Annotated in this window: 30 protein-coding genes; 25 read left to right on the top strand and 5 right to left on the bottom strand. The window is 35.8% G+C overall.

The features are described from left to right. Positions 1 to 8 precede the first annotated feature (8 nt). The 4 genes from H6W53_RS13825 to H6W53_RS13810 all read right to left on the bottom strand — a co-directional run bounded on the left by H6W53_RS13825 (position 9) and on the right by H6W53_RS13810 (position 4,530). Positions 9 to 2,618 (bottom strand): tetratricopeptide repeat protein, encoded by a 2,610-nt coding sequence (locus tag H6W53_RS13825; RefSeq protein ID WP_185207616.1) that lies wholly within the window; start codon positions 2,616 to 2,618, stop codon positions 9 to 11. Positions 2,619 to 2,704: 86 nt separating this feature from the next. Continuing rightward, positions 2,705 to 3,259, bottom strand: coding sequence for a Maf family nucleotide pyrophosphatase (locus H6W53_RS13820; RefSeq protein WP_185207614.1), 555 nt, complete (start codon positions 3,257 to 3,259; stop codon positions 2,705 to 2,707). Between the two features lie 10 nt (positions 3,260 to 3,269). After that, the gene (locus H6W53_RS13815; protein WP_185207611.1) at positions 3,270 to 3,791 is read right to left on the bottom strand and encodes a KdsC family phosphatase; all 522 of its coding nucleotides are present in this window, start codon (positions 3,789 to 3,791) and stop codon (positions 3,270 to 3,272) included. Then, positions 3,781 to 4,530, bottom strand: a complete 750-nt coding sequence (locus tag H6W53_RS13810; RefSeq protein ID WP_185207609.1) for a Rossmann-like and DUF2520 domain-containing protein — start codon at positions 4,528 to 4,530, stop codon at positions 3,781 to 3,783. The genes H6W53_RS13815 and H6W53_RS13810 overlap by 11 nt, the downstream gene beginning before the upstream one ends. A gap of 275 nt (positions 4,531 to 4,805) precedes the next feature. On the opposite strand from H6W53_RS13810, the gene H6W53_RS13805 reads away from it, so the two are divergent. The 7 genes from H6W53_RS13805 (at position 4,806) to lepA (ending at position 12,486) form a co-directional block, all read left to right on the top strand. After that, positions 4,806 to 5,357: an RNA polymerase sigma factor gene (locus H6W53_RS13805; protein WP_076391069.1), complete on the top strand. Its 552-nt coding sequence runs from the start codon at positions 4,806 to 4,808 to the stop codon at positions 5,355 to 5,357. A gap of 18 nt (positions 5,358 to 5,375) precedes the next feature. Beyond that, positions 5,376 to 6,002, top strand: a complete 627-nt coding sequence (locus H6W53_RS13800) for a hypothetical protein (protein ID WP_228457799.1) — start codon at positions 5,376 to 5,378, stop codon at positions 6,000 to 6,002. A 6-nt stretch (positions 6,003 to 6,008) separates the two neighbouring features. Next, entirely contained in the window at positions 6,009 to 6,521 is a 513-nt protein-coding gene (locus tag H6W53_RS13795) for a hypothetical protein (RefSeq protein ID WP_076391070.1), read from the top strand. 96 nt (positions 6,522 to 6,617) lie between these two features. Beyond that, positions 6,618 to 7,625 (top strand): hypothetical protein, encoded by a 1,008-nt coding sequence (locus H6W53_RS13790; RefSeq protein WP_185207607.1) that lies wholly within the window; start codon positions 6,618 to 6,620, stop codon positions 7,623 to 7,625. Between the two features lie 21 nt (positions 7,626 to 7,646). Further along, the gene (locus H6W53_RS13785; protein ID WP_185207605.1) at positions 7,647 to 8,666 is read left to right on the top strand and encodes a hypothetical protein; all 1,020 of its coding nucleotides are present in this window, start codon (positions 7,647 to 7,649) and stop codon (positions 8,664 to 8,666) included. Positions 8,667 to 8,798: 132 nt separating this feature from the next. Then, the gene (locus tag H6W53_RS13780; RefSeq protein ID WP_185207603.1) at positions 8,799 to 10,598 is read left to right on the top strand and encodes a hypothetical protein; all 1,800 of its coding nucleotides are present in this window, start codon (positions 8,799 to 8,801) and stop codon (positions 10,596 to 10,598) included. A 91-nt stretch (positions 10,599 to 10,689) separates the two neighbouring features. Next, positions 10,690 to 12,486, top strand: a complete 1,797-nt coding sequence (gene lepA, locus H6W53_RS13775; RefSeq protein ID WP_087706645.1) for a translation elongation factor 4 — start codon at positions 10,690 to 10,692, stop codon at positions 12,484 to 12,486. A gap of 83 nt (positions 12,487 to 12,569) precedes the next feature. Here lepA and H6W53_RS13770 read toward each other — a convergent pair whose 3' ends face one another. After that, positions 12,570 to 13,208 carry a DUF1579 domain-containing protein gene (locus tag H6W53_RS13770; RefSeq protein ID WP_185207601.1) on the bottom strand — a complete coding sequence of 213 codons (639 nt, stop codon included), beginning with the start codon at positions 13,206 to 13,208 and terminating at the stop codon, positions 12,570 to 12,572. Positions 13,209 to 13,332: 124 nt separating this feature from the next. Here H6W53_RS13770 and H6W53_RS13765 point away from each other — a divergent pair, with 124 nt between their 5' ends. From H6W53_RS13765 to H6W53_RS13680, 18 genes are all read left to right on the top strand, one after another. Next, positions 13,333 to 14,028, top strand: coding sequence for an NUDIX hydrolase (locus H6W53_RS13765; RefSeq protein WP_185207599.1), 696 nt, complete (start codon positions 13,333 to 13,335; stop codon positions 14,026 to 14,028). Positions 14,029 to 14,408: 380 nt separating this feature from the next. Further along, entirely contained in the window at positions 14,409 to 14,951 is a 543-nt protein-coding gene (locus H6W53_RS13760) for an NADAR family protein (RefSeq protein WP_185207597.1), read from the top strand. Positions 14,952 to 14,982: 31 nt separating this feature from the next. Beyond that, on the top strand, positions 14,983 to 15,531 hold the full coding sequence (locus tag H6W53_RS13755) for a prolyl hydroxylase family protein (protein ID WP_185207595.1): 549 nt from the start codon (positions 14,983 to 14,985) through the stop codon (positions 15,529 to 15,531). Positions 15,532 to 15,533: 2 nt separating this feature from the next. After that, the gene (locus tag H6W53_RS13750; RefSeq protein WP_087706637.1) at positions 15,534 to 15,938 is read left to right on the top strand and encodes a hypothetical protein; all 405 of its coding nucleotides are present in this window, start codon (positions 15,534 to 15,536) and stop codon (positions 15,936 to 15,938) included. 72 nt (positions 15,939 to 16,010) lie between these two features. Beyond that, on the top strand, positions 16,011 to 17,015 hold the full coding sequence (locus H6W53_RS13745; RefSeq protein ID WP_076391080.1) for an SPFH domain-containing protein: 1,005 nt from the start codon (positions 16,011 to 16,013) through the stop codon (positions 17,013 to 17,015). Between the two features lie 175 nt (positions 17,016 to 17,190). Beyond that, positions 17,191 to 18,099 carry an NAD(+)/NADH kinase gene (locus H6W53_RS13740; protein WP_185207592.1) on the top strand — a complete coding sequence of 303 codons (909 nt, stop codon included), beginning with the start codon at positions 17,191 to 17,193 and terminating at the stop codon, positions 18,097 to 18,099. Between the two features lie 369 nt (positions 18,100 to 18,468). Beyond that, positions 18,469 to 18,942: a macro domain-containing protein gene (locus H6W53_RS13735; protein WP_185207590.1), complete on the top strand. Its 474-nt coding sequence runs from the start codon at positions 18,469 to 18,471 to the stop codon at positions 18,940 to 18,942. A gap of 550 nt (positions 18,943 to 19,492) precedes the next feature. Beyond that, the gene (locus H6W53_RS13730) at positions 19,493 to 19,921 is read left to right on the top strand and encodes an ADP-ribosylation/crystallin J1 (protein WP_185207588.1); all 429 of its coding nucleotides are present in this window, start codon (positions 19,493 to 19,495) and stop codon (positions 19,919 to 19,921) included. Further along, on the top strand, positions 19,911 to 20,729 hold the full coding sequence (locus tag H6W53_RS13725; RefSeq protein ID WP_185207586.1) for a TIGR02452 family protein: 819 nt from the start codon (positions 19,911 to 19,913) through the stop codon (positions 20,727 to 20,729). Before H6W53_RS13730 ends, H6W53_RS13725 begins: the two co-directional genes overlap by 11 nt. A gap of 18 nt (positions 20,730 to 20,747) precedes the next feature. Continuing rightward, entirely contained in the window at positions 20,748 to 21,494 is a 747-nt protein-coding gene (locus H6W53_RS13720) for a DUF2971 domain-containing protein (RefSeq protein WP_185207584.1), read from the top strand. Between the two features lie 30 nt (positions 21,495 to 21,524). Further along, positions 21,525 to 22,433, top strand: coding sequence for an ADP-ribosylglycohydrolase family protein (locus tag H6W53_RS13715; RefSeq protein ID WP_185207582.1), 909 nt, complete (start codon positions 21,525 to 21,527; stop codon positions 22,431 to 22,433). Continuing rightward, positions 22,423 to 22,932 (top strand): O-acetyl-ADP-ribose deacetylase, encoded by a 510-nt coding sequence (locus H6W53_RS13710; RefSeq protein ID WP_185207580.1) that lies wholly within the window; start codon positions 22,423 to 22,425, stop codon positions 22,930 to 22,932. The genes H6W53_RS13715 and H6W53_RS13710 overlap by 11 nt, the downstream gene beginning before the upstream one ends. Positions 22,933 to 23,038: 106 nt before the next feature. Beyond that, complete coding sequence (locus tag H6W53_RS13705; RefSeq protein ID WP_185207578.1) at positions 23,039 to 23,725, top strand: SIR2 family NAD-dependent protein deacylase; 687 nt, start codon at positions 23,039 to 23,041, stop codon at positions 23,723 to 23,725. Continuing rightward, entirely contained in the window at positions 23,725 to 24,687 is a 963-nt protein-coding gene (locus H6W53_RS13700; protein ID WP_185207576.1) for an ADP-ribosylglycohydrolase family protein, read from the top strand. The genes H6W53_RS13705 and H6W53_RS13700 overlap by 1 nt, the downstream gene beginning before the upstream one ends. Then, a complete protein-coding gene (locus H6W53_RS13695) occupies positions 24,684 to 25,862 on the top strand; it encodes a hypothetical protein (protein ID WP_185207574.1) in 1,179 nt (392 codons plus the stop codon). The genes H6W53_RS13700 and H6W53_RS13695 overlap by 4 nt, the downstream gene beginning before the upstream one ends. After that, positions 25,859 to 26,401: an RNA 2'-phosphotransferase gene (locus tag H6W53_RS13690; protein WP_185207572.1), complete on the top strand. Its 543-nt coding sequence runs from the start codon at positions 25,859 to 25,861 to the stop codon at positions 26,399 to 26,401. Before H6W53_RS13695 ends, H6W53_RS13690 begins: the two co-directional genes overlap by 4 nt. Further along, on the top strand, positions 26,398 to 26,601 hold the full coding sequence (locus H6W53_RS13685) for a hypothetical protein (protein ID WP_185207570.1): 204 nt from the start codon (positions 26,398 to 26,400) through the stop codon (positions 26,599 to 26,601). The genes H6W53_RS13690 and H6W53_RS13685 overlap by 4 nt, the downstream gene beginning before the upstream one ends. Beyond that, positions 26,602 to 26,928, top strand: coding sequence for a hypothetical protein (locus tag H6W53_RS13680; protein WP_185207568.1), 327 nt, complete (start codon positions 26,602 to 26,604; stop codon positions 26,926 to 26,928). Positions 26,929 to 26,930 lie beyond the last annotated feature (2 nt).

The following is a 26,930-nucleotide window of genomic DNA, read 5'->3' as shown; positions in this document are numbered from 1 at the left end:
TTTTATTTTTATTGTGGTTTTGCCGGAACTGTATTCACAGGAGGCTGCTGATTGTTATTTTGTTTTTTGGGCGGCTTTTTTCCGCTGTTGTTCATCGGCTGGCTCTGCTGAGGATTATTCATCATATTATTTCCCTGCATTTGTAGAGAACTGCCGATTCCGTTATTCTGCTGTGTCGGTTGTTGCGGAACATTGTTTACCATATCTCCCGGATTTTGAGGCACCGCATTTCCTTTATTATCGGTAGCCTGGAAGCTCAGGTCACTTTTCAGATAATTAAGCATTTCTTTGGCTTTTTCGCCTTCAGGTGTTTTACCGTAATTCAGGGCAATCTGTTCCAGTTGAAGAATCATTACCTCTTTCCCACTTGCTTTTCCTGAGTTAAATGCATTCAGCAAATATAATTTCGGAACCAGGGCATCCTTCGGATTTTGCTGGATCGCTTTTTCAATGAGATCTTTACTTTCCCCGAACTTCTCAGATTCATAAAGCGCAAAAGCCTGTTTGTACTGGTTTTCCACATCTGCGGAAGATTTTACGAAAGAACTGCTTTTAGGATTTCTTGCAAATTCTGCATACGATGTGTAAGGATAGTCTTTTAAGAGGATTTGTTTTGCTCTTTCGGATGCCTGTGGATTTTTTTCATAATTCATGGCGAAAATCTCATACAAAGCCTGTAACATTACTTTTTCTTCAGGTTTTACATCCACCAGATCATACAGGGTTTTTGTAGCTAAAGGCGTATTGGTAAAATAGTTCTGATACATAACTCCCAAACCTAAAGAAGCGGTATCTCTGTCTTTTTTAAGCTGATCCAGTTTTGCAACATCTGTCGGAATCTGCTCTATGTAGAAAGCCGGTTCAAAACGTCTCGGATTTGGTGCGGCAGTGGTTCCTAAAGCATCATTTTTAAGATCTTCGATTGTTGCCATTTTCTTGGAAAAACGCCAGTTGTCTACCAAAGCTCTGTCTCCCCAGGTTTGCTTAAAGGTCTGGGTTCCTTTGGAAACCGTCCCTGTATTGCTGAAATAGAAACCTTTGGTTGCCACTCCGAAATCTTCAAAAGAATTTGAGCTGTTGGCAAATATGGAAGTTGCATTATAATCTCCCGTATCAAAACCTTTGCTTCTTTCTGCACGTTTTCTTTCCAGTTCTTCCCTTTCTTCTTTTGCCTTGATTTTAGCAATGTATTTATTGAAAAAATCTGTTTTCTGGTCGATAGACATTTTTGCAAGATTCAGGATACTGTCGTTCTTTTTGATCAGATAATAGTTTCTTGAAATCTTTTTGATGTACGTAGACTGATCTGCCAAAAGGACTTTTGAAGGTTCGTAAGTCATTACCGCCAAAGCAGAATCATAATACGCTCCGGCTCCGATGTAATCATTTTTATCCAGATAGCCCTTCCCGATTTCATAGTAAGCAAGACCCCGAATTTGCCCGTCAGACACTTTTTCCTTCAGAGATTTTCTGAAAAATTCCTGAGCTTCATCCTTTTTTCCGGCTTTGTTTGCCATCAGTCCCAAAGCATAGTAAAATTCGTTTTTTCTGGATCCGTAAGTTCCTTTTTTACTGATGTCTTCAAGGTATTTTCTTGCTCCGCTGTAATCTCCGTTTCCGTTGAAAGTTTTGGCAATTTCGATCTGGGATTTTACCTCAAATTCAAAATCATTGGCGTATTTGTAAGCAGCCATAAAGCTTTCGCGAGCCTTTTCATTCTGGTTAAGACCCTCTAGAACCTGCCCTCTCAGATAAGCAATTCGGCTTTTCAGCTTTCTGTTGCTGTTCAGTTCAAAAGCATTATCCAGTTCTTTTATGGCTTCTTCTTTTTTTCCTGCGTCCAAAAGAGATTCTGCATAGTAAACACTCAGTAATTTCTCGTATTGCTTTGAAATTTTGTCTCCTTTCAGTTTGGCAAAAGTTTCATGAGCTTTATGATAATTTTTGATCTGATCATACGCTAAACCCTGATAAATTCTTGCCAGAGGAAGTCTTTTATCATCCTTCATGTGCGTAAAAACATAATTTAGCGCATCAAGTGCTTCCAAAGATTTTCCCCTGTAAATTCTCGCCTGTGCAAGAATCATGTACGCATCGAAAATCTGTTTGTTCTGCTCTTCCCCATGTCGGATCACAGAATATTTGTTGATCGCTTTTAAAGCCTTTGCTTCTGCAATTTCCAGTGTGGTGGCTCCTTTCTGTTCAGGCTGACCGGATTCTCCAGTAGCCATTCCCGTTGCACCCGACATCGGATTTCCGGGCATTCCTGAAGGCATTCCCGGAGGACGGCCGCCGCGGGAATCGGTATTTTGCTGAGGACGGTTGATCTCTCCCATTTTCATGGAGTTTTCTGCAAATGCAGCAGACTGTCCCAGATCACTTCCCAAAGGCTGATCTTCATACGTAAGAATCGGGATATAAGGCGCATAAAAATTGTCTTTATGCCCTTTATCGCGGGTCTCAAACTCATTATTTAAAGCATCTTTTGCATTAAATAACGTGTTGTAATATGTGGTAAATCCTTTCATAAACTTAGACCGCTGTTCAGGCTTTTTTACCTTTGTGGCGCATGAAGCAACGATACAGAGTATCAAAAGGAATAAAATATTCTTTTTCATTATTAAATATAACTCGCTAATCTACTTTTTATTATCAATAGAATTGATGATTTTGTAAAAATAATAAAATTTTATGGGGAAACTCGTTATATTTCTTTCAAAATTTTGTAAACCAAATGAGTAGGAAGTCCCATGATCGTATAATAGCTTCCTGTTATTTTTTTGATTTTTGCCATTCCGAGCCATTCCTGAATACCGTAGCTTCCGGCTTTGTCGAAAGGTCTGTAATTTTTAATATAATATTCTGTTTCATCCTCTGTAATTTCATCCAATTCCACATCGGCAACATCGGTCTGTGTGATGGTTTTATCTGAGGTTTTTATGGTAATTCCGGTGTAAACCTGATGAGTCTTTCCGGAAAGAAGCTGAAGCATCTGTTTAGCTTCCTTTTCATCCGATGGTTTTCCCAGAAACTGATGATCAATCGCTACAACCGTATCTGCGGTTAACAGAACTTCATCTTTTTCAAGACTTCGGAATGCATTTGCTTTCAATTCAGATAAATAAGCAGCCGACTCCTCTACTTTGATGTGTTCCGGTACAATTTCTTCACAATCAATCTTTACCACTTCAAATTCAAACCCTAAACTGGTTAAAAGTTCTTTTCTTCTTGGAGATTGTGAGGCTAATAATAATTTCATTTACAGTAAATTAAGTAGATTGTGTATCATCGTCGTCGAGCCATTTTCCCTGAATTTTCATCACCTGTTCAATGACGTCTCTTACGGCTCCGCTTCCTCCTTTAATGGACGAAATGTAATCCGAAATGGCTTTTATTTCGGGAACTGCATTTTCCGGACACGCAGAAATGGCAGAACTTTTCATGATCTGAAGATCCGGAAGGTCATCCCCCATTGTTAAAATTTCATCGTACTTCAAATGATTTTTTCTTCTGAAATCCTCAAAATCTGCCATCTTATTGTGGGATTTTGCATAATAATCTTCAATACCCAGGTAATTGATTCTGTGTTTTACCATTTCATCATTTCCTCCGGTGATAACTCCGATTAAATAATTGTTTTTTAATGCTTTAACTACGGCGTATCCGTCCAGAACATTCATTACCCTGCACATATTTCCACCGGGCATCAGATACACGCTTCCGTCTGTAAAGACGCCGTCCACATCGAAAACAAACGCTTTGATATTTTTTAATTTCTCTTTATAGCTCATACATTTTCTGAATTGAGTGATTCATTGTCTTATAAATTTCCAGGCTTTCACCATGCAGTAATTGTTCGTGCAGCTCCAGTATTCTTTTGTCATTTCTTACTGCGGGACCGGTCTGGGCAGATCGGGGCTCAATTTCGTAAATTTTTTGTACAGTTTCATCAATCAATGGTAAAAAATAACCAAAAGGAATTTCCTGCGAATCTGAAATTTCTTTAGCCCTTGCAAAAAGATGATTTACAAAATTGCAGGCAAAAACTGCGGTAAGATGGATGTATTTTCTTTTTTCATGGGTACTTTCCATCACGTTTTCTGAAATCTTCGAAGCAATTTCAAAAAGTGTTTTTTTATCCTGCTCGTTTTCTGTTTCGATAAAAAAGGGAATTTTAGAATAATCAAGCTCCTTCGATTTTGAAAAAGTCTGCAAAGGATAAAAACTTGCCTTCCGATAATCTCCTTTTAAGCTTTCTTTGGGTAACGATCCGGAAGTATGAACAACAAGACAGTCTTTTATGGGAATCATTTCTGAGACCTCTTCAACGGAGTTATCACTTACGGCAATGATGTATAAATCTGAATCGACTAAATTTTTAGTTGAATAAGTGATTTCTAATTCTTCGGAGATTTTTTTTAATTCCTCCTCATTCCTTCCAAAAATCTGAGCCAAAGGAATCTTATTCTGAACGAATGCTTTTGCCAGATGATAGGCTACATTTCCTGAACCGATAATTACAATTTGCATAAAACAAATATAAACTTTCTGGTTTGATTTAAAAGTGAATATTTAATTTTCAAATCTAAATCTGGATAACGATTATTGTATGGTGAATTTTTTATTCAGAGCCATAAATTTCTTTATTTTAAAGTAATTCTAAGGATATAAGATTATCAATAAATAAGAACACAATGAAAACGTTTAAAATAATTCATATATTTAATAAAGATATTTGGACTAAAAATTGAAGGAGTAATTTAACTTTCAGTTATTTTTGTAATCCAAAACAATGAAAGCATCCTATGAAGATTAAAGACACGGAAATTATTTCGTTGATGCAAGATCCGCGAACTCAGGAAAAAGGAGTTCGTGCACTGATGGATGCTTATCAGAGTAGATTGTATTGGCACATAAGAAGAATTATTGTGGACGGAGATCTTGCGCAGGACACTTTGCAGGAGACTTTTATTAAAGCTTATCAGAATTTTCATCAGTTTAAAAATGACAGCCAGTTGTACACATGGCTGTACAGAATCGCCACCAATGAGGCGCTGCAGCAGATCAACAAACTGAAGAAAATGCAGAAAACCGATGAAGATCCCGAATATCATATGCAGAATCTTATTGCAGATAATACAGACGGAGATGCAGAAGAGATACAGATTTTGCTGCAGAACGCCATACAAAGTCTGCCGGAAAAGCAGAAACTGGTATTTATGATGCGGTATTATGATGATTTGCCTTACGAAGAGATATCTAAAATTGTAGATATGTCCGTAGGAACATTAAAAACAAATTATCATTATGCCAAACAAAAGATAGAAGAATACATCAAAGAGAATTACGAAAGATAATTTTTGAGAAAAAACAGCATGAAAGATTTTGATCTGGAAAAATTAGAACGCAAAAATATATACAAAGTCCCCGAAAATTTGTTTGAAAATATTCAGGGGAAGGTATTGAGCGGAATGAATGATTTTGATCTGGAGCAATTGGAACGTAAGAATATTTACACCGTTCCGGAAAATGTATTTGAAACAGTTCAGAATAATGTGGTAAAAAATATTCTGCCTGTAAAAAAAGCACCGGTTTTCAGACTTAACTGGGCTTATGCAGCTGCGGCATCACTTGCCTTGATTTTTGGAGCGACTTTTGTTTTCAACAACGGAGATTCTGCAGATCAGGTACAGCAACAGGTTGCAGCAAACAATCAGGAGCCTAAAACGGAAAGCCAGATTGCTTACGAAACCTTAAAATCTGATTTAACTTCTGTTGAAAATAACAATCAAACAGGTAGCAGTCAGGACAACAATAAGTCTTTAGCGAAAGAAGAAAAACCGGCTAAGGCGGCAGATGAAGCAACACCAAAATCTTCACCATCTGTTTCGAAACAAAATGAGGCTCAGATGAACGAGTACCTGGATTCCTTCTCAAATTCCGAAATTTCGGAACTGGCAAGCAATTCTACACAGGACGTTTATTTGGACTTATATAATTAAAAGAAAATGAAAAAGATATTATTTACGCTTTTTATTATCTATAGTTTTGGTCTGAATGCCCAAAGGACAGATTATGACTGGAAAAAGATGGATCCTAAACAGAGAAAGGAGATCATCAATAATCTTTCTCCTGAGGAAAGAAAGAATCTTCTGATGAAGTTCAGGAATAATATGGTGATGGATAATCTGGATATTGATCCCAGTGATAAGGAAGAGTTTACCGATATTTATAATGAATATCTGGAAAGCCAGAAGCAGATAAAAAGTCAGTTTAATTCTGATTTTAACCCTGAAAACTTATCGGATGAAGAGGCAAAAGCCAAGCTTCAGCAGAGTTTTGAAGTAGGGCAGAAGCTGCTCGATAACAGGAAGAAATATGCAGACAAAATGCAGAAAGTAATACCATGCCAAAAAGTTTTGAAGCTTTTCCAGTCTGAGGGAATGATGAGAGATAAAATGAACGAAAGAAAACCTCACGGAAATAATGGCAGTAATAACGCTTCAAGACAAAACCCATAATAGTTTATTTTTTTAATGTTGGACGACCCTTGCAATTTATTTGTGAGGGTCGTTTAATTTTAAATTAAAACGATATTTTTGCGAAAATTTTTAACGATGAAGAAGATAATTCTGTTTTTAATGTTTTCGTGTATTTTAACAGCGCAGAAAACTGAATATATAAAGCTCAACCAAAGTATTAAAGATAAATTCTCACGGGTAAAGTCTTTAACCCTGATTGATAACAGAACTGAAAAAGATTTAGGAACTGTAACCTACAAAAAAGAAAATGTTCAGTTGAAGTTTGAAAATGAGGATCTCAAAAAATATGTAGAAGACTGGTTTGCAAACGATAATAAGACCAAAGGAAATAATAACGATATTGTTTTGTTGTTGGAAGAAATCAGGATTGATGATTTTAAAAACACAGGCTTGGCAAATGCAAAGGTTAAAATCAGCAGTTTTATCAACAGGAACGGCAAATATTATTTCATTAACCGGTACAACAGTACGGTAGGTTTCAATTCAAAATTAACGCCCAACATCCCAAGAGTAATATCTGTAGCCATAGAAACTATTTTTTCTACTTTAATTAAAGATTCTTACTCGCATATCGCTTTGAGTACTCCAATTGCTGAGTCTGATCTTCATAATTATGAGGAAATCGTAGGCAAAAATATCAAATATCTTACAGTTCCTGAACTTACAAACGGAGTGTATAAAGATTTCAGATCTTTTTCTCTTCAAAAGCCGGAAGAAGGATATTATGTAGATAAAAATAAAAAAGGAAAAGTTATCGGGATTAAAAACAGGGAAGATCTTCTTTTATCCGCCGAGTATGTTTTTGGATATGTGGAAGACGGAAAAGCATATCGACTTACACCTGTTGGCTTCTTAGAAATGCAGAAAGACGATAAAGGATATTATGTAGTTTCTTCAAGACTTGAGCTGTTTCCGCCTCAGAATGTTAATAACGGCGCCATGATTGGTGTAATGATGGGCGGAATTGTCGGCGGAATGATAGGTGCGGCACTCGATTCCGGAAAAGCCGCAAGAGATAAACCTGAAAATTTGTCTAATATTTACATCGATCCGCTTACGGGAGAATATATTTTTACGAAGTAATTTTAATTTAAAATTTTAATGATGAAGAAGTTTTTGCAAGTTACCATGACTTGTCTGTTGATTGTTTCTTTTGCACAGAATAAAGAAATCATAAAACTGAAAGGAAGTATTCCCAATAATGGAGAAGGAGATTACAACACATTAATTGTTATTGATAACAGAAAAGATAAAACCATCGGAGTTCTGCCTTTCGGAGATGGCAAAGAAATGAAAGAAGTTTCGTTTCAGAACAGTCCGGAAGACGATTTTTCCGAATGGTACCGTAAAAGCAATCTGAAAGGAGGGAAGCAGGATCTTGTGTTGGTTCTCAATGATCTTAAATTATCTGTAAAAGAAACGTACGAAAGGAAAAACATCGGAACCATGAAATTTTCCCTGCAAAGTTTTGTGAAAGAAGAGGGTAAATATCATTTTCTGTATAAAAAAGACACCACTTTCAAGTTCAGCCACAGAGATGTTGCCGATGTGATGGTGAGAAATATGCATCATCTTTTTTCTTTGTATCTTGAAAAAACATACAAATCCAAACCTTCAAAATATGATCTTACCTTGGATGATATTTCCAACTATCAAAGCTATGTAAATAATTATCCTGCCTTTAAAAATGAAAGCCTGAAAGAAGGAACCTATCTGGATTACAATTCGTTTTTCAGGCAGACTCCAGAAGAAGGCTACACTTTGGAGCGATGGGAAAATGGAACATTAGACAGGGCTGTAAAAACCGAAAATGGCAAGAAGATGAAAATTCCTTCCCGTAAAATGTTTATCTATGTAGAAAACGGAAAAGCGTATAAAAATACCTATTCAGGATTTCAGGAGCTGTTAAAAAACGAAAAAGGATTTTACATTGTCGCAAAACCTTCAAGTTTATTTCCGCCTCAATATGATATTAAATTAGGGATCATGTTTGGATTGGCCGGCGGAATTGCAGATGCATTACTTTTTAATCCGAATAAGCTAAGTCATAATCCTCAGGAAATTTACATCGATCCGATGACAGGCGAGTACGATTTTAATGATATTTTTGATGAATTACCATAAAAAGAGAGACAGCGCGTCTCTCTTTTAAACTTTCTGCCAATTAAAAAGATTCTTTATTCAGCAAAAAAAATATTCAGTACTTTAATGGCTTGTAAATTGATACTACAAAATTTACCGAATTTCAGATGGTAAATGAACAAGTCGATCGTAATTTTAGCTCTTATTTTTAATTGTTTCTTCTTTTTCCATGCACAGGAAAAAAAGGATTCGATCTATTATAAAATTGAAAAATTTTCAGATAAGAGAAAATTTACCAAATTCCTTCACCGTTTTATATTTCGTAGAGAAGCAGATTCCGTTTCTGTAAAAACAACCACCGAAAAAGTAGTGCAGGAAACGCACGACGGAAAATACATCAGAAATATTAAAATCGAAACCATAGATCCTTTCGGATACGGTTCTAAAGATAAGAAAGAAAAATCCAGATGGTACGACTGGTTTACCAATCATCTTCACTCCAATACAAGAATTTCAACCGTTAACAATTATTTACTTTTCCAAAAAGGAGAAGAATACAATGCCCAGAAAATCTATGAGTCTGAACGTTTGCTGAGAACAATGCCTTTTATCAACAGAGTGAACATCAGTATTTCCGACAGTACTTCCACCAAAGATTCTATTGATGTAATCGTAAAAGTGCTGGATTCATGGAGCCTGAAACCCAGAGCAAGCTATTCCGGAAGTAAAATCGGATTAGGCGTTACCGAAGAAAATTTTCTCGGTCTGGGGCATGATTTAAGTTTTCTGTACCGGAACGATTCCAAAGAAAAACAGAATTATTTACTCGGAAGTTACACCGCATACAATTTATGGGGTTCCTACATCAATGCGCAGATTTTGGGAGAAAGAGATTTTTCCAGAAATGAAAGAATCAGCCTTAGTGCAACGCGCGATTTTTTCTCTCCTTTAACGAAATGGGCGGGAGGATTTAATTTTGAATACTTTATGCGCCGGGTTTTGCTGCCGATTGAATCCGAAACCGTTTTTCCTGAAGCTCAGATTAAAGTGTACAGTCAGGATTTATGGGGAGGTTACCAGATTCCCATTGCCTCAAAAACTTCAGAAAAAGTTTCCAGCAATATTGCTTTGATCGGAAGATTTCAGAATTATCAGTACAAAGACAATCCTGCAATAGACAAGTACGATTACTTTACCTCTTACAGCAGTTTTCTGGCGTCTGTAGGATTTATACAGCGAAAATTTTCTGTTCAGAAAAATATCTTTCAGTACGATCTTCCGGAGGATATTGCGTACGGAACTTCGGCGAGCCTTACGGCGGGAGGTTTATCAAGAAGCAATAAAATAATTCCGTATGCAGGAATTTCCGCGGCATACGGAGATTTTACCAACATCGGATATTTTAGTGTGAAAGCACAATTCGGAAGATTCTTCAACGAAGACAGACAAAACAGGGAGTCTTTCCAGTTAGATGGGACGTATTTCACGAATCTTATGGACTGGAAGTTTGCCAGTGCAAGACACTTTTTTTCGCCCACATTAGCTTTGGGAAATCCGCAGCACAACTATTCTTACAGAGACCGCATCAATCTCTCCGCAGGCGATGAGTTTCCGGTGTACAGTGCAGATTATATCGGGACAAAAAAACTCGTTCTGCGATATCAGCTTCAGCTTTTCGTAAACAAAACATGGAAAAACTTTCATTTCAGTCCTTACTTAACAGCAGCAGCAGGCTGGTTGGCAATGCCCGATGAAAAATTATTAAAAACAAATGTCAATACAAAAATAGGAATCGGTGTTCTCATTAATAATCCTTTTCTGGTCTTCAACCGCATCCAGATTTCCTTCACCTATTATCCAAAAGTTCCTTTTGACAATAATTCATTGTTCGATTTCAACAGCAACCGGAACAATCTTTTGCCAATGAACGGCTTTACAACAGACATTCCGCATTTCGTGAATTTTGGAAATTAATAAAGGCTTGAAATTAAATTTTTGTTCTTCAAAATTAACACTAAGGAATTATCCTGCATTTTGTTATCTTTGCAAATTACAAGATTCTTAAATGAAAAACATACGAAATTTTTGCATAATCGCCCACATCGACCACGGTAAAAGTACTTTGGCGGATCGTCTTTTGGAATATACCAATACGGTGACTCAGAGAGAATTGCAGTCTCAGACACTGGATGATATGGATTTGGAGAAAGAACGTGGAATTACCATAAAATCCCACGCCATCCAGATGGATTATGAATACAAAGGAGAAAAATATATTTTAAACCTTATTGATACACCGGGACACGTAGATTTTTCTTACGAAGTTTCCCGTTCCATTGCTGCCTGCGAAGGAGCGCTTTTAATTGTAGATGCGGCACAGAGTATTCAGGCACAGACCATCAGTAATTTATATTTAGCACTGGAAAATGATTTAACCATCATTCCTATTCTGAATAAAATCGACCTTCCTTCCGCAAATCCTGAAGAAGTAACCGATGAAATCATGAACCTGATCGGTTGCGACTATGAAGATGTTTTAAGGGTTTCCGGAAAAACAGGGGAAGGAGTTCACCATTTGCTTGAGCAGATTGTAGAAAGAATTCCGGCTCCGGTAGGAGATCCGGATGCGCCGCTGCAGGCTTTGATCTTTGATTCGGTTTACAACCCGTTCAGGGGAATTGAGGCTTATTTTAAAGTGGTAAACGGAAGTATTTCTAAAAACGAAAAAATTAAATTCTTCGCAACCGGAAAAGAATACGGAGCCGATGAGGTGGGAACACTGAAATTGAAGCAGGTTCCTAAGAAATCGGTAGAATGTGGAGATGTAGGATATCTGGTTTCCGGAATTAAAGATGCTAGAGAAGTAAAAGTAGGGGATACAATTACTTCTTTTGAAAAACCTGCAGCAGGACCGATTGAAGGTTTCGAGGAAGTGAAACCAATGGTTTTTGCCGGAATTTATCCGATTGATTCTGAGGATTTTGAAGAATTAAGATTCTCTCTTGAAAAATTAAGATTGAATGATGCTTCTCTGGTTTTCGAACCTGAAAGCTCTGCAGCACTTGGTTTTGGTTTCCGTTGCGGATTCTTAGGAATGCTTCACATGGAAATCGTTCAGGAAAGACTGGACAGAGAGTTCAACATGAACGTGATTACTACGGTTCCCAACGTATCTTACTTCGGATATACCAAAAAAGAACCTGAAGTTCCGATTATGATTAATAACCCATCGGAAATGATGGATCCTACCACGATGGACAGAGTAGAAGAACCTTATATCAAAGCTTCTATCATTACAAAATCAGATTTTGTAGGGTCTGTAATGACGCTTTGTATCGAAAAAAGAGGAGAAATTGTTAACCAGAGTTATCTGACTTCGGACAGAGTAGAGTTGATTTTCAATATGCCTTTGGCTGAGGTAGTTTTCGACTTCTACGACAGGCTGAAATCTATTTCTAAAGGGTATGCTTCATTCGATTATCATCCAATCGGTTTCAGAGCTTCCAAGCTTGTAAAAATGGATATCCTGATCAACGGAGATATGGTAGATGCACTTTCATCCCTTATTCACGATTCGAACGCTTATCACATCGGTAAGAAAATGTGTGAAAAACTTCGTGAGCTGATTCCGAGACAGCAGTTTGATATTGCAGTTCAGGCAGCGTTAGGAACAAAAGTTATTGCAAGAGAAACCATTAAAGCGTTAAGAAAAGACGTTACCGCAAAATGTTACGGAGGAGATATTTCCAGAAAGCGTAAACTTTTGGAAAAGCAGAAAGAAGGTAAAAAGAAAATGAAGCAGATTGGTAGGGTAGAAGTACCGCAATCGGCGTTTATGGCTGTTTTGAAGCTGAATGATTAGTGAAAGAGCCAAGTAAAAAGGCAAAAGATAAAAGTAAATCCGCAGAAATTTTTCTGCGGATTTTTTTATTGAGATTAATGTTTTTATTTTTTCGTGAACTTGATTTCCATTGTTTTAAATTCTTTTCCTGTTTTAGAATCCGGTCCGTACATTTCCATTTTTTGGGTATTATCATCTACGAAAGTGAAAACTTCTCTTACCTCACAGTCTTTTCCGGGTCTTGATGGATCTGTCATTTTTCCTTTAAATTCAATAGATTTTGTTGACGGATTCCAATCGCCTTCCATATTCATAATTCCTGTTCCCATATTGTCGATCCACGTACTTACAAATTTCTTTTTAGAATTGTCATAAGCCAGAATGCTCATTCCTTCAAATGGCATTCCCATGAAGTTTCCTTTGTGATTGCTTACCTGATAACGACCATCGAAAACCATTTTGTTGGTAACTTCAGATTGGCTTATCATTGGTTTTCCGCCGTTTTCCATCCACATGGTATTTTCTCCAGACCAATTTCCGTCAGATTTTGCTAACATTTTGTGCATTTCTCCCGGAGTTGCATATTCTATCCAAGCTTTTGTTGCAGTTGCAGAATCTACGGGTTTCCATTCTTCATTGGTTAAAGAATCTGTTTTATCTGAGTCTGTTTTTGCCACAGTTTTGCCTTTATCACAAGAGAAAAGTAGAAAAAAGGTACAAGCTGTAAAAAATAAATTTCTCATAATTGTTTAGTTTTAAGTTGATTATAAATTTAAATAAAAATTGTCTACAAAGAATAATTATTTTTATGTTGATATTCATGATTCTAAATTGTAACTTTGTGTATTCATAACGCAAATTAAAACAATGGAATCTCCAAAAAAATTACAGGATATAAAAGTGGCTGTAGATGCAGTAATTTTCGGATATTTTGATAAAAAAGATCTGCAGATCCTTCTCATTAAAAGAAACATCGAGCCTTTCAAAGGAGGTTGGGCACTTCCCGGAGGTCTGGTTTTGGATGATGAAAACCTTGATGATGCCGTAAAACGCGAACTCCACGAAGAAGCAGGAATAAAGCCCGATTTTTTGGAGCAGCTTTACACTTTTGGAAACGTCGGTCGCGATCCCCGAAACCGCGTAGTTTCCATCGCTTATTTAGGACTTGTCAATCCATCCTATCATGAGTTGTTTGCCGATTCTGATGCCGAAGATGCACAATGGTTCAGCGTCAATCAGCTTCCAAAACTGGCTTTTGATCACCAATCAATTATTGATATTGCATTGAAAAGACTTCGCACGAAAATCCAGTATCAGCCGATCGGTTTTAATCTCTTAAATGAGGAATTTGCTTTTTCTGATCTTGAAAACCTATACAAAACCATCATCGGAAAAGAAATAGACCGCCGTAATTTCCGCAAAAAAATCATGAGCTACGGATTGCTTAACGAAACCAATAATCTTAAAAAAGAAGGCAGCGGAAGACCCGGAAAACTCTTTACTTTTAATCAGGAAAAATACAAGGAACTGGAAGAGCAGGGATTTTATTTCGAAATCAAATAGTTTTTTTAAACACCAATAGCACAAATATTTACACGAATTTTCACGAATAATTCTTTTCTGTGTTTACTGTCATTCAGAATGAAGCGAAGCGGAATGAAGAATCTTTACATTTAGACCAAACATAATAATAGATTCTTTGAACTTCGTTCGCATCCCTTAAGGCTGTGTCAGAATGATACAATGTGTGTATATTTTACCCTCTACATTAATTGATTAAAAATTTGCGCCATTTGTGAAAAACATTTGCGCCATCCGTGTTTAAAAAAATAAATTTTTAACACTGAAAATCAATCAATTAAAATATTTAGCGTAAAAATAACACAAATAAATTTGGAAGATAAAATCAGATTCCTTTAAATTTGTGTAAAAATAACGCAATCATGAAATATACATTAAGTAATACCATCGAAAAATTTCATCAAAAAGAAAATCCGGAATTTCTTTTCTTTTGGGGACATACCGTGAAAGATGAAATTACAAAAGCCTGCTTCAGTCAGTGGTTTCCTTTTGAGTTTGAAGAAAACGGAAACATTTACAAAACAGCAGAACATTATATGATGGCCGGAAAAGCGAAATTATTTAATGATCATGAAATTTTAGAGCAGATTTTAAAAGCAGAAACTCCGAATCAGGCGAAAAGTTTAGGCAGAAAAGTCAAAAATTTCGATCCTCAAATTTGGGACGAGCATAAATATGAAATTGTAAAACAAGGAAATCTATTAAAGTTTTCTCAAAATGAAGAGTTTAAAAAATTCCTGCTTTCAACAGACGATACAATTTTAGTAGAGGCAAGTCCGTACGATAAAATCTGGGGAATCGGAATGCTGGAAACCAATGCAAAAGCAAAAGATCCTTCAAAATGGAATGGTGAAAATTTATTAGGATTTGCTTTAATGGAAGTAAGAGACGAATTAAGAGGGTAAAAACACAATAACCGTAAACCAATTAGAAATCATGAAAAAAACAGAGCTCCATCCTCAGATATTTTTAATAGAAAATTTCCTTTCGGATCAAGAATGCGATCATTATATTGAAATGACGAAGGATAAAGTCTTTGAGGAAGCGAAAATTAATATGAGAGGTCGACAGGTTATGAGCAAAGGAATCCGAAACAACGATAGATTGATGATTTTTGATAATAATTTAGCCGAAAATCTTTTTCAAAGAGCAGTTGAATTTCTTCCTCAGATTCATGACAATTATGAAGTTTCGGGCTTTAATGAAATGTTCAGGATTTATAAATATTCTCCGGGACAGCAGTTTAAAATGCATCATGACGGAAGCTACATCAGAAATGAGAATGAAAAAAGCTTTTACACTTTTTTAATCTACCTGAATGATGATTTCGAAGGCGGAGAAACAGAGTTCGAACATCTGTTCACTGTAGCTCCAAAGAAAGGTTCTGCATTGGTTTTCTATCATCCGCTAAGACATGAAGGAAAAACGCTGATAAGCGGACAAAAGTATGTTTTAAGAACAGATGTAATGTATTTAGAGACTTAAAAATGAAAAAGATATATGTTTCAGGAAACGGAAATGTATCCTGGGAAAAGTTTCAGCAGTTTTATATCGAACCGTTAAAGAAATTCAGCCTTGATGATTGTGAATTTATCATTGGTGATTTTTCAGGAACCGATACATTAATGATGGAATTTTTAAAAGATAAAACAGAGAAGGTAACCATTCTTCATGTCGGAAAAAGACCCAGATATTTTGCCAATTCTTTTAAAACAAAAGCGGAAAAATGGAAAGTTATCGGAGGATTTACTTCAAATTATGAAAGAGATACGTTTGGAATTGATCTATGCACTCATTTTCTGGCGGTTGATTTCAATACCGATGAAAAAAGAAAAAGCGGAACATTAAAAAATATCGAAAAGTGTTTTGCTCTGAATAAAATAAAAGTGTAAAAAATTTTACCCATAATTTGCGTAAAAAACACACGAAAATTAACAAATTGTTTCACTAAAAATCATAAAGCTATGTTTGGATTTACACACATCAAATTTGATTCTATGACGTACGTTCTTCATTTTAAAAATGGAAAGATCGCCAGAGAAGGAAGAGGTTTATCGTTCTTTTATTTCGCTCCCAATTCGTCTATTGTGGCGATTCCTTTGGGAAGTAACGATCTGCCGTTTATCTTTAATGAGAACACAAACGATTATCAGACCGTGAAAATTCAGGGACAGATCAGCTATAAAGTGACCGATCCGAAAGCACTTTCCAACACACTGGATTTTACCGTGGACGGAGAAGGAGTTTACAAAAAGAATGATATTGAAAAGCTGAACCAGAGAATCATTAATCTCGCACAGACGGCAACTTCATCATTCATTCATCAGCTCAATTTAAAAGATGCTATTCGTTCTGCCAAACAGATTGAAGATCATATTCTGAAAGGATTAATCGATTCCGAATCTATAAAAAGCATGGGAATTGAAATTCTGGGAGCCAATATTTTAGCCGTTCAGACCACTCCTGAAATGGCAAGAGCCCTAGAAACGGAAACCAGAGAAAAACTCCAGCAGCAAGCCGATGAAGCGATTTATGAAAGAAGAAATTTTGCAGTGGAACAGGAAAGAAAGATCAAGGAATCTGAGCTGAATACGGAAATTGCTGTTGAAGAAAAGCAAAAGCAGATTGAAGAAAAAAGGATGGAAACCGAAGTTCAGCAGGAAGAAAACAACAGAATCCTTCGTGAAATGAAAATTGCCGCCGATATTTCTGTAGAAAACCAGAGAAAAAAACTGATCGAGCAAAAAACGGAAAACGACAGAAAAGAAGCAGAAACACAAGGTTATATTCTGGAAACTTCCTTAAAGCCATACAAAGAAATCGACTGGAAAGTACTCACTGCTTTGAGCGGAAGACAGGATGCGAGAAATAACATCGCTTTAGCGTTCAGAGAATTGGCAGAAAACGCTGGGAAAATCGGAAACTTAAACATCAGTCCCGATTTGTTGGATAGTATTTTGAAAAAGTAAGAGGCTGGAAGAGGGAAGAAAGAAGTTGGAAGCATTTAACTGTCTCAAAAAAAGGATAAAATAGGTTATCGTCTTTGCTGAGCAGAGCGCCTTTGCGAACTTAAAAACAGTTAGTAGTAAAATAAAAACTTTGCAGACTTTGTGTTAAAATAAAAACTTCTGAATAATTAAAAAAATGAAAGTAGAATACGCCATCATCATCAAAAATAAAACCCGTCTTGAGTCTTTGACCGAAAGATTCAACACGCAGGCTCAGGCGAAGTTTTATATTGAAAGTTCCGGAGGAAATTTTCAGGAATATGTGGATGAACACGAAAAATTCGGTCAGTCATTTCTGGAAGTTCAGACCCAGCTTTCCAAAATCATTAAAAATAAAGTGATTGAAAGAGAGTTTGTTCCTTCCTACATTTTCTCCGAAAATAACCTGATTGTGGTGGTAGGACAGGACGGTTTGGTAGCCAATGTTGCCAAATATTCCAAACACATTCCCATCATTGCGGTGAATCCCGATCCCGAAAGATATGACGGCGTTTTGCTTCCCTTCACCGCAAAAAACTTTTTAAAAGGAGTGCAAGCTGTGATGAACGGAAATTTTAGTTCAAAAAAAATGAAGTTTGCCGAAGCTGTACTGAATGACGGACAAAAATTACGGGCAGTGAATGATTTATTTGTAGGAATTTCCTCACATTCTTCCGCACGATATAAAATTATGCTGAACGGAAAACAAGAAACACACTCTTCCAGCGGAATCATCGTTTCCACAAAAACAGGAAGTACAGGCTGGCTGAGTTCCATTTTCAATATGGCGTTCGGAATTTTAGGCGAAACAGCTTTAAAATATCCGCAGCTGAATGAAGAAGATTTGTATTTTGCAGTAAGAGAACCTTTCAAAAGCATTCGAACGCAAACCGACATCTGCAGCGGAAAACTGAAAAAAGGAAACAAATTAATCATCGAATCACTAATGCCGAATAATGGTTTTATATTTAGCGACGGAATTGAGCAGGATTTTCTACAGTTCAACAGCGGAGCAACAGCAGAAATCAGGCTTTCTGACGATGAAGCAGTTTTAGTTTTAAATTAAAAACAACCATGACAATAAAATATTTGAAAGATAAAGATAACGCAACAAATCAGATATTATTAGAAATTTGAAATCTTATGTAGAAAAAATCTTTGAGAGCTTAGCTGAGTAGAACGCCTCTGCGAACTTAAGAACAAGTAGTAGTAAAAAAAAACTTAGCGGGCTTTGCGTTAAAAAAATAAAAACAATAAAATATTTAAAATGCAACGCAACAAACCCTCAAGTTTAATGAAATAGATCATTATTCAAAATTATAAATATAGCAGAACTCTGAGATCTTAGCTGAGTAGAACGCCTTTGCGAACTTAAAAACATTTAGTAGTAAAAAAAACTTAGCGGGCTTTGCGTTAAAAAAAATAAAAACCAACCATGAAAACAATACTATATTTAAAAGGCGACGCAACAAATCCTCAAGTTGAAGGAAACAAAATCATTGCACACATCTGCAACGACATCGGAGGTTGGGGAAAAGGTTTTGTCTTAGCCATTTCAAATCGTTGGAAAAAGCCGGAAAACGAATATAGAAAATGGTTTCAGGATGCTAAAAATTTTAATCTCGGAGAAATCCAGACCGTTCAGGTTGAAGAAAACATTTGGGTTTGCAACATGATTGCGCAGCATAAAATTAAAACCAATTCAAAAGGAATTTCGCCGATTCGTTATGAAGCCGTTGAAAAATGCCTTGAAAAACTTTCTGATGAAGCAAAGAAAATAAATGCAGGAATTCATATGCCGAGAATAGGTTGCGGTTTGGCAGGCGGAAAATGGGAAGAAATCGAGCCGATTATTGAAAGAACACTCTTGAAAAACAATGTCGAGGTATTCGTTTATGATTTCGAATAATTGGAAAATCTTTGTGATCTTAGCTGAGTAGAACGCCTTTGCGAACTTAAAAACGTTTAGTAGTAAAAAAACTTAGCGGGCTTTGCGTTTAAAAAACAGATTAAAAACAATAATTTATTTAAAAGTTAAATGCAAAACAACAAACATTGAAATTTGAAATACTTTGCGAACTTAAAAACGTTTAGTAGTAACAAAAAACTCTGTGGATTTTGCGTTAAAAAATAAAAAATAAACCATGAAAACAATAATATATTTAAAAGTCGACGCAACAAACCCTCAAGTTGAAGGAAATAGATCATTATTCAAAATTATAAATATAGCAGAACTCTGAGATCTTAGCTGAGTAGAACGCCTTTGCGAACTTAAAAACAGTTAGTATTAACAAAAAACTTAGCGGACTTTGCGTTAAAAAAACAGATTAAAAACAATAATTTATTTAAAAGTTAAATGCAAGACAACAAACATTGAAATTTGAAATACTTTGCGATTTTAAAAACATTTAGTAGTAACAAAAAACTCTGCGGACTTTGCGTTAAAAAATAAAAACAACATGAAAACAACAACTTTATACAGACCCGTCGGAGAAAAAGAAATGCTCTTAATCATCGAAAGCAATTATAAAAAATTTCCTCCAAGATTAAACTGGCAACCCATTTTCTACCCTGTTCTGAATGAAGAATACGCTTCCGAAATCGCAGAAAAATGGAACACACGAGACGAAGTCGGAAATTATCTCGGTTTTGTTACCAAATTTGAAGTTTCTGAGGAAATAGTCAGTAAATATCCCTCACAAAACGTGGGAGCCAGAAATCACAACGAACTCTGGATTCCTTCCGAAGAACTCGAAGAATTTAATCAGGCAATTATCGGCAGTATTGAAGTAACGAAAGTTTTCATGGGAAAAGACTTCAAAAAAGCAGCAAATGAAGAACTGGAAAATCTATTGATAAACATTAAAAAAACTAACAATGACAAATAAAGGAATGGCGAAAGATACACTGGAAATCTTAGCTAAAAAATATTATATCAACGAAAACAACGAAAAAATCACCATCCAAAATGAAATGGAAGCCTGTATTAAAGAAACCGTTTTGTATTCCTCGGAAGAACTGTCGGAAATGACAAAAAACGAACTTCCGGAAACCCAATTCGAGACTCAGTTTGAAGTCTGGAGATGCAGTTCCCTGAAAGCCATTTTACAGTTAGCTGCAGAAGAAAATCAGGAGAAATTGATGTGCCTGAATTTCGCATCAGCGAAAAATCCCGGTGGTGGTTTCATCAACGGAGCCGAAGCGCAGGAAGAAAGTCTGGCAAGAACTTCCGGACTTCACGACAGTCTGCTTCAGGGTTGGGAATATTACGAAACCCACCGTGCAATGGAATCATGCTTTTATACAGATATGATGATTTACAGCCCAAAAGTTCCCGTTTTCAGGAAAGACAAAGGAGAATTGCTGGATCATCCTGTTATCTGCAATTTCATTACCTCTCCCGCAGTGAATGCAGGCGTTGTAAAACGTCAGGAACCGGAAAGAGCGGATGAAATTTTCGGAGCAATGGATGTAAGAACCGATAAAATGCTCGCCTTAGCTTTAAATAAAGGAAATGAAACCTTAATTTTAGGAGCTTGGGGATGCGGAGTTTTCAAAAATGATCCGAAAGAAATTGCCGAATTATTCAAAAAGCATCTTCTTGGGAAGTATAAAAATAAATTTAAAAGAGTGGTCTTTGCCATTCTCTCGAAAAAAGAGGAAATGATAAAGCCGTTTGAAGAAATTAATCAGTAAAAGCAAAAAAATTTAAGTATGTTATTATATAAGTATAGAGGAAATGTAGGTTTGGATAATAATGACTTTATTAGAGATATTGACATGATTTCCAACAATGAAATTTGGTGTTCAAAAATTCTTAGTTTAAATGATCCGACAGAAGCTTCGTTTTCGTTGAAACAGTTTGAGAAAAATTTAACTTTAGGATTGAAAGCTGTTTCATTGCTGAAAATAAAAAAGGATGAACAAGAAAATGTTGATGCGTACAAAAATGCTTTAGAAAACTTAATGAAAGTACGCTATGAACATAGTGGAATTTACTCTCTTTCTAAAGTTTATGATAACGCATTGATGTGGGCACACTATGGTAATTCGCATAGAGGATTTTGCATAGAATATAACTTTAATAACTTACAAGAATTAGATTTAAAATATGTTGAAGAAAATAGTCCTTTATCACATCAATATAAATTTGACAATGTAAATTATTCAGATAAAATATTTAGTCTTTCGAATATAAATCCTAAGAATGATGATCTTATCAAATTTTTATTCAATAAATCAAAGGTATGGTCCTATGAAGAGGAATATAGGATTGTCACATATCTTAATGGAAAATTTACATATAACGAAAACTGTTTAAAATCAATAATATTTGGATTAAACATGAAACATGAAGAAAAAGAATATATTATTAATAAATTATGTGACAAAGAAATTAGGTTTTATCAGATGATGAGAAAAAAAGATGAGTTCAAGTTTTATAAAGAACAAATCTTATAAATTGAAAAGATATATATTAAGGTTAAAATAATGAAAGATAAACTCTTACTCGCTTCAAAATCACTTACGGGGATTTCCATTGGTGATGCTTTTGGCGAAAGCTTCTTTGGTGAAGAAAGTATAATCAGAACATTCATCCATCAAAGAATCATTCCTGAAAACACTCTGGATTTTACGGATGATACCATTATGGCAATTGCTGTTTTCAGATCATTGGAAGAATTCGGACAAATCAGTCAGGACTTTCTGGCGGAAGAGTTTACCCAAAATTATTATCTTGATATTAATCGAGGTTACGGACCTTCAATGCATCAATATTTCAGAGCAGTAAAGGATGGTCAAAAATGGAAAGAAGTTTCCTATTCAAAATTTGGAGGACAGGGTTCTATGGGAAACGGAGGAGCAATGAGAGCCTCAGTAATCGGAGCTTATCTTTATGATGATCTGGATCAGCTTAAAACAAATGCAGAACTGTCCTGTGAAGTTACCCATGCCAACAAAGAAGCGATAGAAGGTACAAAAGCCATTGCATTAGCCGCAGCTTTTGTCATTCAGGAAAAATTAGGATTGATACAGTTGAGTCAACAGGAATTTATTCAAAAAATTCAGTCTGAATTGAAGGATTCTGATATGAAAAGTAAACTGAACAAAGTCTTATATTTAGACGGAAATCCAAGCATCGAGTTATTGGTCAAAACATTAGGAAACGGAATAAAAATGACCGCTCAGGACACCGTTCCGATTGTACTCTGGATGCTTTCGAGATACCGGAACAATATTGAAGAATGTCTTTGGAATACAGTTTCAGCTTTAGGCGACAGAGACACAACTTGTGCAATGGTTGGAGGAATAAGTATTTTAAGCTGCAATGAAGAGTCAATTGCGGATTGGACAAAGAATGTTGAGGATTGGAAAAAAAGCAAATTTTATGAACATTGAATTAATAAAAGGAGACATCACCAAAATAGAAGCAGACGCTATCGTTAACGCAGCCAACTCTTCCTTATTGGGCGGTGGCGGAGTAGACGGAGCCATTCATCGGGCAGGAGGAAAACAGATTCTGGAAGAGTGCATGGCGATCAGAAACAGACAGGGCAAATGCAAAACAGGAGAAGCGGTCGTTACAACTGGCGGAAATCTTCCTGCGAAATACGTCATTCATACCGTTGGTCCGGTCTGGAATGGAGATGAAGAAAAAGGATCGAAATTATTGGCAAATTGTTACCATAATTCATTGAAATTGGCAGAAAGTCTGGATGTGAAAACCATTGCTTTTCCCAACATCAGCACAGGAATTTATCGGTTTCCAAAAGAATTGGCGGCAAAAATTGCCATAGATGAGGTGAAAAACTATCCATCGGAGATCATTAAAAAAGTTATTTTCGTATGTTTTGATGATGAAAATGAAAAGATTTACAGAAAATTATTAGAAGAATAAAATTAATGCTCATTTGCTGAGTCAAACGCCTTTGCGAACGAAAATATGCGAGATCATTTTGAAACAAAAACTTTGCGGACTTAGCGTTAAAAAAAATAACAACCAAATGAAAAAACTAACCATATTAACCGGCGCCGGAATCAGTGCCGAAAGCGGAATAAAAACCTTCAGAGACGGAGATGGTCTTTGGGAAAATCATAGCATCACAGATGTGGCAAGTCCGGAAGGATGGCGAAAAGACAGAGCTTTGGTTCTTGAATTTTACAACCAGAGACGAAGACAGCTTCACGAAGTAGAACCGAATGAGGCACATCGATTATTGGCAGAACTGGAAAAACATTTTGAAGTTCAGATCATTACCCAGAATATCGATGATCTGCATGAAAGAGCAGGTTCAACCAATATTTTACATTTACACGGCGAATTATTCAAATCCTGCTCGTGCAACAATAAAAACCTGATTTACGAGCAGAAAGATGACATCAACATCGGCGATAAAGCAGAAGACGGAGCGCAGTTAAGACCATTTATTGTCTGGTTCGGAGAAGACGTTCCGCTGATGAGAGAAGCTACGAAAATGGCAAAAGAAGCCGATATATTTTTGGTAATCGGAACGTCTTTACAGGTGTATCCTGCAGCGGGATTAATTCACGATATCAAGGATGACTGTCTTTTAATCGTGATCAATCCCAACGAAACCGGTTTTGGGTACGGACAGAGAGCCGTTGTGATGAAAGAAACTGCAACGCAGGGAATGAAACTGCTTTTTGACAAACTGGTAAATCTTGCATAATGGAAAATATCGTAAAATCAGCAATTTTCGGAGTTTGTGTGGGTGATGCTTTAGGAGTTCCGGTGGAATTCAGAAGCAGGGAACAACTGAAACGTTCTCCGGTGACAACCATGAGAGCTTTCGGAACGCATCGTCAACCTGCGGGAACGTGGAGCGACGACAGTTCTCTTGCTTTATGTCTTGCAGAAAGTCTTACTAATACGTATGATTTAGAAGATATTGCGCTGAAATTTTTACAATGGTATAATAAAGAAATCTGGACACCTCATGGAACTGTTTTCGATATCGGAATTGCCACTCCACAAGCCATCCATAGAATCAGTAAAGGAGTTTCCCCAACTTTATGTGGTGGAACAACGGAATTTGATAACGGAAACGGTTCCTTAATGAGAATTTTGCCGTTGCTGTTTTATATCAAAGACTTTTCCATTGAAAAACGTTTTGATACGGTGAAAGATGTTTCCAGCATTACCCATGGACACATACGATCTGTTTTGGCGTGTTTCATTTATCTTGAACTGGCGTTGGAAATCCTGAACAAAAAAGAAAAATGGGAAGCATACAGAAATATGCAGAGGAATGTCAGAGAATTTTTGGATAACAATCCGATTTGTTCTCAGGAGGAAATGAATAAGTTCCATCGAATTTTAGAATTAAAAGTTGATGATTATGATGTTGCTCCATTGCATACTTTACAGGAAGAGGAAATAAGTTCATCAGGTTACGTTCTTCACAGTCTCGAAGCCTCATTATGGTGTTTCCTGAACTCTGAAAATTATGCTGAAGCCGTTTTAAAAGCGGTCAATCTGGGAGAAGATACCGACACAACCGGAGCCATCACTGGCGGAATTGCCGGAATACATTATGGTTTTGAAAGTATTCCGAAAGAGTGGGTTGATGTTTTGGCGAGGAAAGAGGATATTGAGAAATTGTGTGAGAAATTAAATGAGAAATTGAAATGAAAAAGACCGTCACATTTTACGTTTTGCTTGAATTGAGAGATTTGGAGTTTCTTGCTCAAAATAATTTTAAAGTATTGCAATTCAATGAAATATCATATGCTTTTAAGCAGAAAGAAATTGAAATATTTGCTGAAAGATTAAAGCAATTTAAAGATAATATTTTGATCACTGCAAAAGTAGAATGTGATATGGATAAATTTAAAGAATACAGAGAATCTCATCCGGACGAAAACCCAACAGAGTCTGGTGGACTTTCAGAAACTCAGACGAAAACATTCAATTACTCTTTAATAGATAAAATTAAAATAGAGAATGTTTTTGGAAAAAATCTTCAAAATTATGAGAATGAGAAAATTTTATCAATTCTTGAATTTGAAAAGAGATTTTTTGAGTTTAGATTAAAAGTTTTTCTCATTACAAATTCTAGAGAGATCATTTCCCATGATGATTTTGTCAGTCCAATTGTAGAAAAACAAGATCCGGAGAATTTTACGGATGAGCAAATAAAGCAACAAATAGAAGAAGTAATTGAAGAGCAGGAAAAAGTTTTAAAAAAAGCAAAAGAAAGAACAGCCACAATAAATTCCGTAGAAGAAGCTGTTGAATTTTTAATTAATGAAGATTTAGATCAAACAAAATTGGATGAAATTAAAAATAAGTCATTGGTTACTCGGTTTGATGATTGTGGAGAACATTTTGGTTACAACATGTATCTTCGGAATGTATTTATTTATCCGAATAAAAATCAGATCTTTCTTGAAAATCTTAGAAAATATAATTCGCATTATGTAACTGAAATGGGAGAGTTTGGTGAAGGAATTATTGAAGATTTGCTTTGGAGAAAAGTGAACAATTGTGAAACAACAAAAGATAATAGCAACAAAATAGAAAAAATTCAGAAGCAAATTAAAGAAGGTCTTGAGTTTGATTCTTATTGGAATCTAACTATCAAAATGAAATTACTTTCTTATAATTTAAATGATAATGAAATTGAAAGTTATCTTAAATTAGAAAACATGGAGGAGAATGATAAAGATAATTTTGATGAATACTACTATCAAAAAAAAGCCCTTTTAGCAAGATTAAACGAAAAAGACAGACAAACTTTCGAAAGATTAAAACAAGATTATTTCAACGTACAGAAAGTAATTAATAAATTAAAACAAAAACCATGAACGAACAACATAAAAAAAGAATAAGCAAATACCTAAGCTTGGTGCTTAGACACAAACCCGAAGTTATCGGGCTGAATTTAGACGAAAACGGATGGGCAGATGTGGAAGAATTACAGGAAAAATGTGCAAAACAGAATCGCGCTTTCACACTGGAAGAATTGGATGAGGTGGTGGAAACCAACGATAAAAAACGCTTTATTTTAAACGAGGATAAAACCAAAATCCGCGCAAATCAGGGACATTCGATTGATATTGATCTGGCGCTGAAACCACAACAGCCACCGGAATTTCTTTACCACGGAACCGCAGAAACCAATCTTGCATCCATCTTTGAAAAAGGAATTGAAAAGAGAAACAGACAGCACGTTCATCTAAGTCAGGACAAAGAAACCGCAACCAAAGTCGGGATGCGCCATGGAAAACCTGTCATTTTAACCATTGAAACCGGAAAAATGCACGAAGACGGAATCTTATTCTACCTTTCCGAAAACAAAGTCTGGCTGACTGATTTTGTGGATGCAGAATATATTTCGAAATGACAACTCAGGAATTTGATGAAGCCGTAAAAGACTTTTCTCCGGATAAAGATGATCTAAAAGAAAAGGTTAATGAATTATTTGGAAAAGGAGCGGGAACCGTACGTATTTTATACTTTATTGTTGAACATAAGAATTGCAGATTAGTTGAAGCAATGGAAATTGTGGAATCCTGCCCGAATTATCACAACAGATTTAAATAAATGAAAGATTGCCAATTTGAATTATACAGCTTAAAAACAGAACATTTGAATATTATAATTACCTTTTCAATAGAAGATAAAATTGTAATTTACGGATGTGAAAGTGGAGATGTGGTAAGGGAAATTACGGGCAATTTTGATTATGAGTATTATTTAACAATAAATAGATTAAATCTGATTCAGTTGAAATTAATGAAAGGCTTAAAATCTTTTGAGGAATTGAAAGAATTCTTCATTAAAAATTTTTCTGGGGAAAACTGTATTGAAGAGGTTAAAAAATTTTGCTTTCAAAATTTTATAAGATATGAATTTAGTGTTTGGAGATAAAA

The organism is Chryseobacterium sp. C3, from assembly GCF_014218905.1.
In the GTDB taxonomy this organism is placed as follows: Bacteria; Bacteroidota; Bacteroidia; order Flavobacteriales; family Weeksellaceae; genus Chryseobacterium; species Chryseobacterium mucoviscidosis.
This window is presented reverse-complemented; position numbering and strand designations above follow the sequence as displayed.

Excerpts from the sequence above, each read along its gene's own strand:
- H6W53_RS13770 (WP_185207601.1), bottom strand. The coding sequence starts at position 13,208 with ATGAGAAATTTATTTTTTACAGCTTGTACCTTTTTTCTACTTTTCTCT.
- H6W53_RS13700 (WP_185207576.1), top strand. The coding sequence starts at position 23,725 with ATGGAAAATATCGTAAAATCAGCAATTTTCGGAGTTTGTGTGGGTGAT.
- H6W53_RS13810 (WP_185207609.1), bottom strand. The coding sequence starts at position 4,530 with ATGCAAATTGTAATTATCGGTTCAGGAAATGTAGCCTATCATCTGGCA.
- H6W53_RS13735 (WP_185207590.1), top strand. The coding sequence starts at position 18,469 with ATGAAAACAATACTATATTTAAAAGGCGACGCAACAAATCCTCAAGTT.
- H6W53_RS13805 (WP_076391069.1), top strand. The coding sequence starts at position 4,806 with ATGAAGATTAAAGACACGGAAATTATTTCGTTGATGCAAGATCCGCGA.
- H6W53_RS13765 (WP_185207599.1), top strand. The coding sequence starts at position 13,333 with ATGGAATCTCCAAAAAAATTACAGGATATAAAAGTGGCTGTAGATGCA.
- H6W53_RS13690 (WP_185207572.1), top strand. The coding sequence starts at position 25,859 with ATGAACGAACAACATAAAAAAAGAATAAGCAAATACCTAAGCTTGGTG.
- H6W53_RS13695 (WP_185207574.1), top strand. The coding sequence starts at position 24,684 with ATGAAAAAGACCGTCACATTTTACGTTTTGCTTGAATTGAGAGATTTG.
- H6W53_RS13680 (WP_185207568.1), top strand. The coding sequence starts at position 26,602 with ATGAAAGATTGCCAATTTGAATTATACAGCTTAAAAACAGAACATTTG.
- H6W53_RS13705 (WP_185207578.1), top strand. The coding sequence starts at position 23,039 with ATGAAAAAACTAACCATATTAACCGGCGCCGGAATCAGTGCCGAAAGC.
- H6W53_RS13740 (WP_185207592.1), top strand. The coding sequence starts at position 17,191 with ATGAAAGTAGAATACGCCATCATCATCAAAAATAAAACCCGTCTTGAG.
- H6W53_RS13825 (WP_185207616.1), bottom strand. The coding sequence starts at position 2,618 with ATGAAAAAGAATATTTTATTCCTTTTGATACTCTGTATCGTTGCTTCA.
- H6W53_RS13785 (WP_185207605.1), top strand. The coding sequence starts at position 7,647 with ATGAAGAAGTTTTTGCAAGTTACCATGACTTGTCTGTTGATTGTTTCT.
- H6W53_RS13760 (WP_185207597.1), top strand. The coding sequence starts at position 14,409 with ATGAAATATACATTAAGTAATACCATCGAAAAATTTCATCAAAAAGAA.
- H6W53_RS13745 (WP_076391080.1), top strand. The coding sequence starts at position 16,011 with ATGTTTGGATTTACACACATCAAATTTGATTCTATGACGTACGTTCTT.
- H6W53_RS13780 (WP_185207603.1), top strand. The coding sequence starts at position 8,799 with ATGAACAAGTCGATCGTAATTTTAGCTCTTATTTTTAATTGTTTCTTC.
- H6W53_RS13685 (WP_185207570.1), top strand. The coding sequence starts at position 26,398 with ATGACAACTCAGGAATTTGATGAAGCCGTAAAAGACTTTTCTCCGGAT.
- H6W53_RS13710 (WP_185207580.1), top strand. The coding sequence starts at position 22,423 with ATGAACATTGAATTAATAAAAGGAGACATCACCAAAATAGAAGCAGAC.
- H6W53_RS13800 (WP_228457799.1), top strand. The coding sequence starts at position 5,376 with ATGAAAGATTTTGATCTGGAAAAATTAGAACGCAAAAATATATACAAA.
- H6W53_RS13730 (WP_185207588.1), top strand. The coding sequence starts at position 19,493 with ATGAAAACAACAACTTTATACAGACCCGTCGGAGAAAAAGAAATGCTC.
- H6W53_RS13725 (WP_185207586.1), top strand. The coding sequence starts at position 19,911 with ATGACAAATAAAGGAATGGCGAAAGATACACTGGAAATCTTAGCTAAA.
- H6W53_RS13790 (WP_185207607.1), top strand. The coding sequence starts at position 6,618 with ATGAAGAAGATAATTCTGTTTTTAATGTTTTCGTGTATTTTAACAGCG.
- lepA (WP_087706645.1), top strand. The coding sequence starts at position 10,690 with ATGAAAAACATACGAAATTTTTGCATAATCGCCCACATCGACCACGGT.
- H6W53_RS13720 (WP_185207584.1), top strand. The coding sequence starts at position 20,748 with ATGTTATTATATAAGTATAGAGGAAATGTAGGTTTGGATAATAATGAC.
- H6W53_RS13795 (WP_076391070.1), top strand. The coding sequence starts at position 6,009 with ATGAAAAAGATATTATTTACGCTTTTTATTATCTATAGTTTTGGTCTG.
- H6W53_RS13755 (WP_185207595.1), top strand. The coding sequence starts at position 14,983 with ATGAAAAAAACAGAGCTCCATCCTCAGATATTTTTAATAGAAAATTTC.
- H6W53_RS13750 (WP_087706637.1), top strand. The coding sequence starts at position 15,534 with ATGAAAAAGATATATGTTTCAGGAAACGGAAATGTATCCTGGGAAAAG.
- H6W53_RS13815 (WP_185207611.1), bottom strand. The coding sequence starts at position 3,791 with ATGAGCTATAAAGAGAAATTAAAAAATATCAAAGCGTTTGTTTTCGAT.
- H6W53_RS13715 (WP_185207582.1), top strand. The coding sequence starts at position 21,525 with ATGAAAGATAAACTCTTACTCGCTTCAAAATCACTTACGGGGATTTCC.
- H6W53_RS13820 (WP_185207614.1), bottom strand. The coding sequence starts at position 3,259 with ATGAAATTATTATTAGCCTCACAATCTCCAAGAAGAAAAGAACTTTTA.